We start from the raw sequence: 12,803 nt of genomic DNA on the forward strand, positions 1-12,803 counted from the left end.
CGGAATGTTCTGCCGCTAAACTCTGTCGTTCGGACCGGCCAGGAGATGAGTGCAGCGATGAGCGAGGTCACCCCGCAGCCGACGGGCCGCGAGCAGATCATCGCGAGCTTCCTCGGGTTCAGCGCGGCGCAGAACGAACTCATGCGGCTCTTCGCCCGCCAGAACCAGATGCACTCCACCGACGCGGCCGCTGTCGTGCAGATCATCGAACACGAAGACCGTGGCCGTCCCCTCACCCCTGCGCGCCTCGCCGAACGCATCGGTCTCTCGCCCGGAGCGACCTCGATCCTGCTCTCCCGCCTCGAGACCGCCGGATTCGTCGAGCGCACCCGTGAGGTCGCCGACCGACGCGTCGTGACCCTGCGCTCCACGAAGGCGATCAACGACGCCGCGGACGCCTACTTCCAACCCCTTGCCCGGCAACTCGATGACGCGTTCGGGGCCTTCACCCCCGATGAGATCGACGTGCTCAGCCGCGCCGCCGCCCGCCTGCAGTCCGTGCTCGAGACGTACGTGCGTGCAGCGGCAGCGGAATCCGAGACTGAACCGAGCTAGGGTGCGTCTCCTCGTCGTTTCGCCCAGGCGATGACGGCGTTGAGGACGACGGCGGCGCGGTAGACGTTCGCGAGCGTGTCGTAGGGCCGCTGGTGGGTTCAGGGCTCGTCGACGTCCCTGAACGGGCCGCGTTGCGTCTGACCGCCAAGGGCGTCGCGCGCTCCCGGTCGTCAACACGCTTCCTGGGCTGGTGAACGCCCCGGGTTCGCAGGGGATCGCAGACCCCGGAGCATCGACGACCGGTTCGCGTGCGACCGGCAGACTGGAGGCCCAGCGTGGTCAGCAGGCGGCTCACGTCCGGCTCCGGTCGCCACCACCGTTCACCGATCCGGGAGGACCCCCCATGACAACCGAACCCCTGCGCGGATCCGTCGCGCTCGTGACCGCAGCCTCCCGAGGGATCGGACGCGCGATCGCGCTCGACCTCGCCGGTCACGGCGCCGACGTCGCCCTCGGTGTGCGCGATCCGGACGCCGCCTCGCCGCTCGCCGACGAGATCCGCGCACTCGGGAGGCGCGTGGTCACCGTCGCGATGGACGTGACCGACCTCGCGGGGTGCCGCACGGCGGTCGACCAGGTCGTCGAGGAGCTCGGGACCATCGACGTCCTGGTGAACAACGCCGGCGGCAGCATCGTCGAGGACGCCTTCGACGTCACCGAGGAACACTTCGACGCCGTCTGGTCGCTCACCACCAAGTCGACGTTCTTCATCTCGCAGTACGTCGCTCGCCACATGCGGACTGTGGGCCGAGGCTCGATCGTGAACATCGCTTCGCAAGCCGGCCTCGTCGCGCTGCCTGGCGAGTCCTCCTACTGCACCAGCAAAGCCGCCGTGATCCACCTCACCAAGTGCCTGGCGGTCGAGTGGGGCCGGTACGGGATCCGTGTGAACGCCGTTGCGCCGACCTTCGTCGAGACGGACGGCACCGCCCCAGCCCTGTCCGACGAGGCGTTCCGGGACGACACGGTGGAGCGCATCGCCGCACTGCACCGCATCGGACAACCGCACGAGGTCGCCGCCGCCGTGACGTTCCTCGCCGGCGAGGGCGCCTCGCTCATCACGGGAACCGCGCTGCCGATCGACGGGGGCTGGACGGCCCGCTGACCGGAACGGAGACGCGGCGCCGGCGCGGGTCGGTCGCGCCGAGCCGATGCTGAGGCGCCAACGAGCTCTACCGCTGTAGCCCGTCGAGCGCGACGTCGGGGAGTGGAGCCCGGTGGTCCTGTGCGCCGGGGATCTTCGACCTGATCCGCAACACGCCCGCACTGACCGAGTGCGCACGTCAGCGCTGGGTCCGATGCCAGGACGTGCGCGCCAGGGCGCTCGCGGACATCGTCGGGAACGGCCCTCCGTGGTGCTCGCGTGCCCCTCGGCGAGGGTGCGGTCGTTCGCTGGCGGTCGTATGGTGGCCTCTGCGGAACGCGGTCCCGTCAAGTGGGGGTGTCATGGCCGGGGAGCTGAGGTTGGATGAGGACGGGCTGGCGTCGCTGGCCCGGGGGCTGCAGGTGCATGGCGGCAGCAGCGGCGAGCACGCTGCACAGGCGGACGCGGCGCTCGCTGCCGCGGAGGAGGCGGTGTCGTCCGCCCCGCTCGCAGGGGCGATGGGCAGGCTGGCGGCGCGGTTCAGCGGGCGCTCCGACGACATCGGAACGAGGATGACCAGCCTCGGCACGTCGTTGACCGCCGCAGGACACGCCCTCACCGCGACGGACAGCGCCCTCGCGGAGACGGCCCGGGGCATCGAACGGTGAGCGTCCTGGATGGCGCCTTGACCGCCGACGACGTCACGGACGTTCCCGACGACGCTGACGGTCTCCGCTCGGCCGCGCGCCGGTTCTCGACCGCGGCGGACGGCGTCCTCGACGCCGCCACGAACGCATCTCGGTCATGGTCGGGGCTGCCGGCGGTGTTCTCGTCCAACGCGCTGCAGCCGGCGCTGACACCGTTGATGGACCCGGCCTTGCAAAAGGCGTAGCAGATGCAGGTCGCTGCGCACGAGTTCCTCCGCGTCGCCACCCGCGCCGCGGACAGCATCGATGACCTCGCGCACGAGCACGACCGGCTCGTGCGGCAGATCGCGCAGTTCCACGCCTCCGCGCCGGGGCAGGTCGCCGCGGCGGCGGCGGAGCAGGCCGCGAGCGGTGACCTGCTCGGCGCGGTCGGTACGGTCGTGACGAACTGGCAGCAGGTGCCGGAGCTCGTCGGCGAGGAGCTCGGGCTGCGGATGAAGGTCCGAGCGCACAACGACAACGTGACTGCGACGCTCAGTGGCATCGCTACGCAGCTCGACGGCATCAGCCCTTCGACCGTGGACGCTCATCCCGTGCACACGGCTGCGCACGTCTCCGGAGCGGGTGGTGGCGGCGACCACAACTGGTTCGAGCGTGCATGGGACACCGCGAAGGCGGCGGTCGGCGTCGGCGGCGCGGTGATCGGTGCGGAGGCAGCGGCAGCGTGGCCCCACATGCAGGACGCCGCAGCGGTCGCACGGAACGTCTTCGCGTCCTTGGGCAACGCGATGGTCGATCACCCGGACGAGATGCTCGAGCTCCTCGGCGGTATCGCGACCATGGTCGGCGGTGCCGCGATGGAGGGCGGCGGTGTCGTGCTCGACATCACGGGGGTCGGCGCGATCGCCGGGGTCCCGCTGAACATCTCCGGCGCCGCGGTCATGACAGCCGGTGCCGGTCTCGCGGCGACCGGGGCGACGCAGTTGGGCGTCCACGCGATGACCGACGACCGCGTGAGCCCGAACCAGACCGACCACGTCCAGCGGTGGCGGGAGAAGAACGAGCAGTACGAAGGTCGCGACAAGAAGGGCCGCTACCGATCCGAGGACAACGACAAGGCTCGAGCGGACTCCGCGGACAAGCAGCAGCGGGGGCTGGATGACTACGAAGAGGAGACCGGCATCACGCCGAACCCGAAGGAAGTGGTCGCGCGCGTGGACAGCGTCGGACACACCCGGAAGTTCGACGGCCTGGCGGAGAAGCCCGACGGCACCTACGAAGGGGTCGAGGTGAAGAGCGGGACCGCGACCAAGTCCACGAGCCAGGAGGAGTTCGACGACGCGGTCAGCTATGACAACCCGGCAACCGCCACACTGGACGGGAAGAAGATCCTCATCACCTCGACTCGGCTCATCAACGTCAAGTAGGAACCATGTACATCACGGACTGGCCCGGACGCAGCACGACGACACTGTCGAACAGCTTCCGCCCGTACGACGAGCAGATCCGCCGCGAACTCGGGTTGCTGGACAACGACCGCAGGTTCGCGTACGTCCTCTACTACCTGCCCGACGGCCTCCGCTGGCAGGACCGGCCGAAGGACGACAACGGCGTCGAGTACGAAGACCAGTACTTGCAGGCCGGGGGCACCGCCGAGCGCATGGGGGTGGAACTCCGACGAGCGGAGGCGGACGGGCAGCTGCGGTTCTACGTCGTCGGTCGGCAGCACGACCTGTCCGAGCCGTTGACGGAGACCCTCGACGTGCAGTCGGCCCACGAACCACGGCACCCGGCGGAACTGTTCGACGCGGACGAGGCGGCACGGATCTTCCACCACTACTTCCGGCACCGGACCGTGCCCGACGAGTACACGCTCCGCCTCATCGACGACATGTGATCGCCGCCCGAGCCGGGGCACCCCTCGTCGACATCGAAGGTCCTCCGTCGGGCGGAGGAGGCCGGATCCGCCGATCGTCGGATGGACGTGCTCCTGCTGGCGGGCGACGCGGCTGTGGCCGCAGGTGGAGGCTGACGACATGTCTGGATCCAGCACCTCCCGTCTCCGTTCCATGACCGCGATCGCCATCGCCGCGTCGGTCGCACTGCTCGGTACCGGGTGCAGTTACATCCACCAGCAGATCGGTGACGCGTGGGCGGTCACGTACGAGATCCACGTCGACCGACCGACCGGCGCGGAACTCACCGAGGTCGAGGTCGAGGGTGCCAGGGAGCGTGGTGACGCCCCGGAGATCCAGCGGCTCGGGTCCGCCACGACGGACCGCACGGACGGTGACGGGTCGCGGTGGACGCACGACGCCGTGGTCCTGGCCGAGCAACGAGCGTCGGTGACCGCGACGCCCGGGGAGGGCGCGACGGCGACCTGCCGGATCCTGCTCGACGGGAAACGCGTGATCGCGACCGCGACATCCACCACGCCAGGAGCGCGTGTGCAGTGCTCAGCGACGACCCCCGAGTTCAACGAGAGCGCCCGGCACTGACACGATCGTTCGTCGCACGTGTGCCAGGACCGTCGCTCGCGCGGGTTCGAGATGGCGTGTCCTCGAGCGCGGCTCGGGCTAGGGCGCCTCGTCGACGAGGGCGACGAATCGCGTGCCCACGCCGTCCACTTCGTGCCGCACGAGCCCTGCGGCCGGTTCCGGCGCCTGGTACCCCGCGTGGTAGTCACACATCAGGTAGTCCCAGTCGGGCCACCACTTCTTGGGCCGCGCATCCTCGCTGAATCCGCAGACGACGCACTCGAGGTGCACCCAGACCTTCTTGCCCGTGCGGTTGGCCCTGGACTGCACGAGCCAGGCCGGCGGATCCTGCTCGATCGCCGCGAGGTCGGGCTCGCTGAGGCGCGAGGGGATCCCGTGATGGGTCGCCATCTCGATCGGGATGTCGAGTCGGATGGCGGCGTCACGTCGCGAGAGCATCCGCCCAGGGTAGGTTCTGCCGCTGGGTGCCGCGACGACCACGACATCGGCACCGACGGGGCCGGCATCGATCGCATCCGGCTGGCGGAGGGTCAGGAACAGCGGCTGGCGTACACATCGTTCTGCGTCGAGCAGGGTCGCACGCTCCGTGCAGGCGGTCCTGGATGTGTCGCGATCCATCGGCGTTCGGGCGCAGGGGATCGGGGACCAACGTCGTTCCCGATCCCGGTGCGTTCGAACTCGCCGCTGAGACCTTGCACACGCACGTCGTCCAGCAGGACCGTAGCCGGAGCGAGCTCGTGCAAGCAGAGCAGTGGCTTCATGACGTCTGGGCACGTGAAGCACCCGTACCCGCCCTCGCTCAGCTCGACGAAGACCTCGTTGAGCTTGCTCGCCGATAGCAGGGCAACCGGACTGGTCGCCGGTCGGTCATCGAGACGTCGACGTAGGTTCAGAGCATGACCCTGCGCGGCGTACTCGACTACATCGGCATCACACGGCCGAAGGGTGAGCGCACCTGGCTGCTCGAGCTCCTCGACCGGCGCCGCGCCCGCTGACGGATCGCCGGTCGGGTGCTGGCGGGAGGCCGAGCGCCGCGCGGATCAGCGCTCGGTCAGGCCGCACTTGTAGAGCGGGTCATCCACGACGGTTTCGAGGGGCTGGGTCGTCTCGATTCGCACCCAGCTGGTGTGTCAGCTCCGGTCGAGTGCAGCCGGCGGACGAGCGCACGCTCTTCGAGTCGGCCCGCTCCTGCCCGAGCATCGTCGTTCCGCGCGTCGAGTCGCCGCTCACGGATCGCGTGGTCGACCGTGAGGATGAAGAGCTCGTCGAAGATCTCGAAGAACGACCCGACGTTGCGCGATCCACCGCAGAAGAACCTCACCGGCTCCGACCGATCCGCCGCGATGGGTCGAACCTCTTCGACCTGCCGTACATCGTGTGATGGAAGCCGTTCCCGGTCGCGCCGGAGACCGGCGCTCTTGTCGCATCGCTGCTGTCGCCGGCGGTCGCTATCGTGACGGCATGCTGCCCGTCGCGCCCGGCGCCCTCCGCGTCCTCCACCTGTCCGACACCCACCTGACCGGTGACGGCTCGCTGCACAACGGCGTGGTGGACACCGCGGCCACACTCGGCGCGGTCCTCGCCCGGGTCGCCGACGTCCCCGGTGTCGGCCTGGTCGTCGTCTCCGGGGACTGCTCGGACGACGGCACGCCCGCCTCGTACCAGGCCCTGCTCGACCGCGTCGGGGCCTGGGCGCGTGCGCACGGTTCGGCCGTCGTCGCCGTGCCCGGGAACCACGACGGGCGCGCCGGGTTCCGTGAGGTCCTCGGGAACGGCCATGTGTTCGCCGAAGGTGGGGCACCGGTCGCGCACACGCTGCAGCACGTTGCGCCGAGCGTCCCGGTCGATGGCGTCTCGATGGTGGCCGGGCGCCGGATCATCACGCTCGACACCTCGGTCCCCGGCGCCGGCTACGGCCTGCTGCGGCCCGAGCAGCTCGAACGGCTCCGCGAGCTGCTCGCCGATCCCGCTCCGTACGGGACCGTCCTCGTGCTGCACCACTCGCCGTTGCCGGCGCCGACCGCCCTGCACGAGGCGTTACGACTGCAGAACCCGGACGAGCTGGCGGATGCGCTGCGGGGGAGCGACGTGCGCGTCGTCCTCGCGGGGCACTACCACCACCACATGGTCGGCACGATCACGGGGGTCCCCGTGCTCGTGGCGCCCGGGGTCGCGAACGACACCGACATCGCGGGCGTCTACGAGCGGGAGCGCATCCTCGCCGGCGCCGGAGCGCTCGTGGTCGACGTCCCCGCCGAGGGCACCGTGCTCTCGACGCCCGTGCACGTCCCCGTGCCGGACGAGGGGCGCGAGCTCTTCACGTTCGACGAGGCGCGGGTCGCACGCATCGCGGCGGAGTCCGGCCCGCGCCGCTGAGGAGTTCCACTGGACGCTGAGCAGCCCCACCGGGCACGGACGCCGGCACGATCAGCCGCAGCCGCAGCCGCAGCCGCAGCCGCAGCCGCAGCCGCTGCACCCGCACCCGCGGAACCGGCCGCGGACCCAGCCAGGGGAGCGCATGCTCGGCGGTACCGCATCACGGTTGCGACGGCGACGGCGACGGTGCCGACAGCAGGAGCGTGCCATGCGTGTGGGATCAGCGGTCGAGTTCGACCGGTACGGCGGGACCGACGAGCTCCACTTCGTCGACCAGGAACGACCGACCCCGGCGGACGGTGAGGTCGTCGTCGAGGTCGTGGCGGCCGGCCTCAGCCACATCGAGATCGCGACCCGCGAAGGGGCCCTGGCGGACCGGCTTCCGACAGTGTTCCCCTCGCGGCAGGGATCGTGCTTCGCGGGCATCGTCCGGGCGAAGGGGCGGTCGGTGCGCGGGGTGCACGCCGGGCAGGCCGTGATGGGCCACGCCGTCGGTGGTGGCGCCCAGGCGAGCTGGGTGTGCGTCCCGGCGGCGGCGATCGTGCGCAAGCCGGAGAACATCCCGTTCGAGGTGGCCGGCGGTCTGTACCTGGCCGGGACGACGGCCTGGCGGATCATCGACGACCTCGCGATCACCGCGGACGACGTCGTGGTGATCGCCGCCGCCGCCGGTGGGGTGGGGCACATCGAGGCGCAGCTGGCGCTCGCAGCAGGCGCCCGGGTCATCGGCACCTGCGGTGAGCGGAACCACGACTACCTCCGGCAGATCGGCGTGCTCCCGGTGACGTACGGGGATGGCATGGTCGAGCGGATCCGTCAGGCTGCCGCAGGGCACCCGGTCACCGCGTTCGTCGACAACCGGGGCGACGGTGCGGCCCTGTCGACGGCGCTCGGGGTCGACCCGGCGCGGTTCGTGTCGCTCGAGCGGCGCCGTGACGTCGAGCTGCACTTCGTACAGGCTGGCGGCGATGACACCGACCCCGCGACGATCATGCAGGACCTCGGTCGGCGCATCGAGGCGCACCAGCTCCGGGTGCTCGTGTCGGGGTTCTACCCCTTCGAGTACCTGGTCGACGCCTACGAGGACCTCGCAGCGGGCCATTCCCGCGGCAAGGTCGTCGTCGGCATGCAGCCCGTCGAGACCGGGATGCGGCAGGAGTGGTACCGCTCCGAGAAGGCGCGCACGATGGCGGAGCGCTGACGAGCGCGAGCGCGAGCGCGAGCACGAGCACGAGCACGAGCGCGAGCACCTCCGCGGAGGCGTACCCCTGCGTCAGCGCGGACGCATGCCCGCGTCCACGTCAGCTCAGGACGTCCTTCCGCACGAACCGCAGTGTGGCGAGGCCGCCGAAGACCACGACGTACGCCGCCTGCAGGAGCGCGTTGTGCCCGAACGACTCGAACGACAGCGGGTCGCGTAACAGGTCCCCGAAGCCGAGCCACAGGTGCGAGAACAGGAACGGGTGGAGCCAGTCGAGCTGGGGGAGCGCGTCGGCGATCTGCGAGGCGCCGGCGAGGACGACCGTGGCGGCCATCGCCCCGACGGGCACCGCGGTGAGCGTCGACGCGAACAGCCCGATCGCGGTGAGTCCGAGCATCGACAGCGTCACGTAGGCGACGAGCAACAGCGCCCGCACGGCGTACTGCACGCCGCCGACCTGGGTGCCGGAGAGCAGCGTCACCGGACCGATCGGGAACAGCGCCGCCCCGATCGCGACACCGACCACGACGATCGTCAGGGTCGCGGCGAGGGCGAACGCGCCGGCCCCGACGAACTTCACGAGTACGAGCCGGAGCCGGCCGGTCGGCGCGACGAGCAGGTAGCGCAGGGTGCCGAGGTTGGCCTCGCCCGCGATCGTGTCCCCGGACGCGACCCCGATCGTCAGCGGCAGGAACAGCGGGATCGACACCGTCAGCGCCGTGAACGCGACGAACAGCCCGTTGTTCGTGATGTCGGACAGGAACGCCGGGCCGCCCGACGTCCGATGCGTCGCGACCCGGACCGCGACCGCGATGAGGATCGGTACGAGTGCGAGCGCGCCGAGCATCGCCCAGGTGCGCCAGCGGCGGAACAGCACGCGCACCTCGGAGCCGAGGAGCGCGGTGGCGCGCGTGCCCCGGCGACCGGTGTCGGGCCTCCCGGTCGGCGTGACGGCGGTGCCGTCCACCGCGACCGCGCCCCCGTCAGCGGCGCGGTGGCCCGTGCCCGCTGCCTCACCCTGCGACATCGAAACCCTCCCCGGTCAGCGCGACGAACCGGTCCTCGAGCGTGCCGCCACCGACGGCGATGCCGCGCACGCGCACGCCGGCCTCGACCAGTGCGGCGGTGACGGTCTCGGCCGGCACCTCGTCCGGGAGGTCCGCCACGAGTCCGTCGGACCGGCTCGCCGCGTCGACGTGGAGGCCGAGCCGCGTGAGCACGATGTGCGCATCGCCCCGGTCCGGGGTCTGCACCGTGACCCGCGCGGTGCCCACCCGTCGGAGCTCGTCGAGCGAACCCTGGGCGACGAGGCTGCCGGCGCGCATCACACCGGCGTGCGTGCACACCTGCTCGATCTCGGCGAGCAGGTGGCTCGACACGAACACGGTGGTGCCGTCGTCGGCGAGCGACCGGATGAGGTTCCGGACCTCACGCGTGCCCTGCGGATCGAGCCCGTTCGTCGGCTCGTCGAGCACGAGGAGGTCACGCTGCGTGAGGAGCGCGTTCGCGAGGCCGAGCCGTTGCTTCATGCCGAGGGAGTAGGCGCCGGCCTTCTTGTCGGCCGCGTGCGTGAGCCCGACGCGGTCGAGGGCGGCGTCCACCCGGCGCGTGCGCGAGGTCGGGTCGGAGCGGGGATCGGCGGCGTCGAACCGGTGCAGGTTCGCCCGCCCCGACAGGAACGGGTAGGACGCCGGTCCCTCGACGAGTGCGCCGACGCGCGGCAGCACGCTGGGCAGTGCGCGGGGCATGCGTTCGCCGAGGACCTCGATCCTCCCGGCGCTCGCCGCGGTCAGGCCGAGGAGCATGCGGATCGTCGTGGTCTTGCCGGAGCCGTTCGGGCCGAGGAACCCGAACACCGAGCCGCGCGGCACCGCCAGGTCGATGCCGTCGACGGCGTGCTGCCGTCGGAAGACCTTGCGCAGACCCTGGGTGCGGATCGCGAGGTCCGCGGTGCTCACTCGGCTGCGGCCTCGAGCGCCGACACCGGCACCGCGCCGGCGAGGACGCGGCCGTCGTCCGTGATGAGGATCGACACGAGCGAGGTCTGCACCGCGCGGCCGCCGTCGACCGCCTTGGTGAGCTGCCCGAACAGCTGCGAGCCGTCGGCGTCGAGCTGGCGCTTCGGGAACGTCCCCGCGGGCAGGGTCACGATGCTCGACCAGCCGTCGCCCTGGACGCTCGGGGTCGGTGCGCCGGAGGCCCGCACGTCACCGGGGGCCACGAGGCCGGGGTGCTTGGCCGTCGAGCTGTGCTCCGCGGCATCGGAGAGGTCCTTCGTCGTCACCTTCGCATCGCTCGGCGGCGTGAAGTCGAACAGTGACGCCTTGGGTGCGCCGTACGAGAGCGCGCTGAACCGCACCGACACCGCTGCCGTGGACTGCCCGCGAGCGTCGATCCGCGCGCTCAGCGGCAGGCCGGTGGACTTGTCGATCGCGATGACGACGTCGTGCACGAGCGTCGACGAGGACTTCGGGGTCAGTCGCACCTGCCAGGCGGCGTGCCCGGCGATCGAGGTGGTCGTCGGCGTGCCGACGCGGGTGCTCGGCGTGATCCCGGCGATCGCCCGCGCGGCGATGTCGGCGGGCGACGCGGACCCCGTGTCAGTGCCGTTCGCGGCCGCGGCCGCGGCGGACGACGGGAGCGTGACGTGCACGGCCTTGTCCGCCTTGGAGTCCCAGGTCCAGACGTCGCGCCCGTTGCGGATGACGTCGCGCTCGGCGAGCTGGTCGAGCACCTGCACGCGGGCCTTGCTGCGACCGTCGACGTAGACGCGGGCCTCGTGCGACGCGGTCAGCAGATCGAGCACGTCCGATGCGCCGGACTGCGCGCTCGACGCCCCGGACGAGCCGCTCGTGGACGGCAGCGACGGCAGACCGAGGTCGCTCGTCTGGCTGATCCGCCCGGAGTACGACAGGGTGTCGCTGTGTGCGACGCTCGCGAGCACCTGCGCCGCCGTGGGGTGGCTGCCGGTGGTGGCGGGGGACGGGGTCGCGGCGCTGGCGGCGAGCGGGGCGGCGACCGCCCCGGCGACGACGACCGGCGCGACGACGGCCGGGAGCCAGGTCGACTTCTTCTTCATGACGCATCCCCTTCGACTGCAGGTCCGCTGACGGTACGTCCACAGCCCGAACGTCCGCTGTGGAGGTGCGGATCAGGCGCGCGGTCGGCGGACGTCCGCCAGGTGGTGGACCGGGTCGTGCAGGTAGTACCGGGCGAGGGACTTCACCGTGAACGCACTGCCGTCCGAGCGGAGGCCCGGGCGGTCGACCTGGTCGTCGCGCACCGCGGCGAAGGCGGCTGCGGTCCGATCGGCGGCGGCCAGGAGCTCCTCGGCGACGACGGCCGGGTCCTGCTCGCCGTACCGGTCCTCCACCGCGGTGGCGTCCTGGTCCCAGTTCGGGAACCGGGGCGCGTCCTCGGCGAGCATGAGCTCGAGCCGACCCGCCATCACGCGGTGCACGTCGCGGACGTGCGCGCCGTACTCGAGCGGTGACCACGTCGCGTCGTCGGGACGCTCGCGGACGTCGTCGCGCGCCAGCTCGGCCGGCCACGCGGCGGCGTTCGCACGGACGAGCCCCGGGACCTCGTCGAACGTCACGGTGCGACCGTCGAACCCGCACTCGGGGCACCGGTCCTCGAGCACCCAGGTCCAGTTCTTCGTGTCGGGTTCGATCGGCATGGCGGGACGCTACCGTACCGGGGCCCGCCCGTTCACCGGGGTCCGTAGGCTCGGCGCATGCGTCTCCTGCTCATCCGCCACGGTCAGACTCCCGCGAACGTCGACGGGGTGCTCGACACGCTCGTGCCCGGGCCGGGCCTCACCGCGCTCGGCCGGGAACAGGCGGCCCGGTTGCCCGAGGCGCTCGGCGACCGCGGTGTCGGCGCGGTGTTCGTCTCGGACATGGTCCGGACGCACGAGACGGCGGCACCGCTCGCCGAGGCGCTCGGACTCGAGCCGGTCGAGCTCCCGGGACTCCACGAGATCGACGCGGGCGACCTCGAGGGGAAGCGCGACCGCGCCTCCGTCCTCGAGTACATGGGCACGGTCTCCGCGTGGCTCGAGGGGGACCGCGACCGGCGCATGCCGGGCGGACCGGACGGGCACGCGTTCTTCGCGCGCTTCGACGCCGCCGTGTCGACGATCGCCGCGGGCGGCGCCGACACCGCTGCCGCGTTCAGCCACGGCGCGGCCATCCGGAGCTGGGCGGGTGGGACCGCGACGAACCTCGCGGACCACGCGCTCGCGCGCCACACACTCGAGAACACCGGCATCGTCGAGCTCGACGGCGACCCCGCCAGCGGGTGGACCGTGGTCCGCTGGGAGGGGCAGCCCGTCGGTGGCGACGAGGTCGCGGACCGCAGCGCGCCCGATCCCACGGGCGAGGCGTTCACGCCGCCGGACGGAGCGACGCCCGCCTCCCGGTGATCGGGAGACGGGCGTC

At 71.7% G+C, this 12,803-nt stretch carries 16 protein-coding genes; 11 read left to right on the plus strand and 5 right to left on the minus strand.

Features of this window, described 5'->3' with window-relative positions; translation table 11 throughout:
- Positions 1-57: 57 nt before the first annotated feature.
- The 7 genes from DEI82_RS01480 (at position 58) to DEI82_RS01510 (ending at position 4,784) form a co-directional block, all read left to right on the plus strand.
- Positions 58-555: a MarR family winged helix-turn-helix transcriptional regulator gene (locus DEI82_RS01480; RefSeq protein WP_111013835.1), complete on the plus strand. Its 498-nt coding sequence runs from the start codon at positions 58-60 to the stop codon at positions 553-555.
- A 343-nt stretch (positions 556-898) separates the two neighbouring features.
- Positions 899-1,660 carry an SDR family NAD(P)-dependent oxidoreductase gene (locus DEI82_RS01485; protein WP_111035560.1) on the plus strand — a complete coding sequence of 254 codons (762 nt, stop codon included), beginning with the start codon at positions 899-901 and terminating at the stop codon, positions 1,658-1,660.
- Positions 1,661-2,001: 341 nt separating this feature from the next.
- Entirely contained in the window at positions 2,002-2,307 is a 306-nt protein-coding gene (locus DEI82_RS01490; RefSeq protein WP_111013833.1) for a hypothetical protein, read from the plus strand.
- 17 nt (positions 2,308-2,324) lie between these two features.
- Entirely contained in the window at positions 2,325-2,531 is a 207-nt protein-coding gene (locus tag DEI82_RS01495) for a hypothetical protein (RefSeq protein ID WP_146242796.1), read from the plus strand.
- 3 nt (positions 2,532-2,534) lie between these two features.
- A complete protein-coding gene (locus tag DEI82_RS01500; RefSeq protein WP_111035562.1) occupies positions 2,535-3,713 on the plus strand; it encodes a hypothetical protein in 1,179 nt (392 codons plus the stop codon).
- Positions 3,714-3,718: 5 nt separating this feature from the next.
- Positions 3,719-4,183 carry a hypothetical protein gene (locus tag DEI82_RS01505; RefSeq protein ID WP_111035563.1) on the plus strand — a complete coding sequence of 155 codons (465 nt, stop codon included), beginning with the start codon at positions 3,719-3,721 and terminating at the stop codon, positions 4,181-4,183.
- Positions 4,184-4,322: 139 nt separating this feature from the next.
- Entirely contained in the window at positions 4,323-4,784 is a 462-nt protein-coding gene (locus tag DEI82_RS01510; protein ID WP_146242797.1) for a hypothetical protein, read from the plus strand.
- A gap of 78 nt (positions 4,785-4,862) precedes the next feature.
- Here the strand turns inward: DEI82_RS01510 and DEI82_RS01515 are convergent, their stop codons facing one another.
- Complete coding sequence (locus DEI82_RS01515) at positions 4,863-5,222, minus strand: hypothetical protein (RefSeq protein WP_111035618.1); 360 nt, start codon at positions 5,220-5,222, stop codon at positions 4,863-4,865.
- Positions 5,223-5,928: 706 nt separating this feature from the next.
- Between DEI82_RS01515 and DEI82_RS01520 the strand changes: the two genes are divergently transcribed.
- From DEI82_RS01520 to DEI82_RS01535, 3 genes are all read left to right on the plus strand, one after another.
- The gene (locus DEI82_RS01520) at positions 5,929-6,165 is read left to right on the plus strand and encodes a hypothetical protein (RefSeq protein ID WP_111035565.1); all 237 of its coding nucleotides are present in this window, start codon (positions 5,929-5,931) and stop codon (positions 6,163-6,165) included.
- A gap of 80 nt (positions 6,166-6,245) precedes the next feature.
- Positions 6,246-7,160, plus strand: coding sequence for a metallophosphoesterase (locus DEI82_RS01525; RefSeq protein ID WP_111035566.1), 915 nt, complete (start codon positions 6,246-6,248; stop codon positions 7,158-7,160).
- A 208-nt stretch (positions 7,161-7,368) separates the two neighbouring features.
- Complete coding sequence (locus DEI82_RS01535) at positions 7,369-8,361, plus strand: NADP-dependent oxidoreductase (RefSeq protein ID WP_111035567.1); 993 nt, start codon at positions 7,369-7,371, stop codon at positions 8,359-8,361.
- Positions 8,362-8,461: 100 nt separating this feature from the next.
- Here the strand turns inward: DEI82_RS01535 and DEI82_RS01540 are convergent, their stop codons facing one another.
- The 4 genes from DEI82_RS01540 to DEI82_RS01555 all read right to left on the minus strand — a co-directional run bounded on the left by DEI82_RS01540 (position 8,462) and on the right by DEI82_RS01555 (position 12,040).
- Positions 8,462-9,388, minus strand: coding sequence for an ABC transporter permease (locus tag DEI82_RS01540; protein ID WP_111010003.1), 927 nt, complete (start codon positions 9,386-9,388; stop codon positions 8,462-8,464).
- Entirely contained in the window at positions 9,375-10,319 is a 945-nt protein-coding gene (locus DEI82_RS01545; RefSeq protein WP_111035568.1) for an ABC transporter ATP-binding protein, read from the minus strand. The genes DEI82_RS01540 and DEI82_RS01545 overlap by 14 nt, the downstream gene beginning before the upstream one ends.
- The gene (locus tag DEI82_RS01550) at positions 10,316-11,440 is read right to left on the minus strand and encodes an outer membrane lipoprotein carrier protein LolA (RefSeq protein ID WP_111035569.1); all 1,125 of its coding nucleotides are present in this window, start codon (positions 11,438-11,440) and stop codon (positions 10,316-10,318) included. The genes DEI82_RS01545 and DEI82_RS01550 overlap by 4 nt, the downstream gene beginning before the upstream one ends.
- Positions 11,441-11,512: 72 nt before the next feature.
- Positions 11,513-12,040, minus strand: a complete 528-nt coding sequence (locus DEI82_RS01555; protein WP_111035570.1) for a DinB family protein — start codon at positions 12,038-12,040, stop codon at positions 11,513-11,515.
- A gap of 57 nt (positions 12,041-12,097) precedes the next feature.
- Between DEI82_RS01555 and DEI82_RS01560 the strand changes: the two genes are divergently transcribed.
- Positions 12,098-12,787, plus strand: coding sequence for a histidine phosphatase family protein (locus DEI82_RS01560; protein WP_111013823.1), 690 nt, complete (start codon positions 12,098-12,100; stop codon positions 12,785-12,787).
- Positions 12,788-12,803 lie beyond the last annotated feature (16 nt).

Source organism: Curtobacterium sp. MCBD17_019, assembly GCF_003234555.1.
Classification (GTDB): Bacteria; Actinomycetota; Actinomycetes; order Actinomycetales; family Microbacteriaceae; genus Curtobacterium.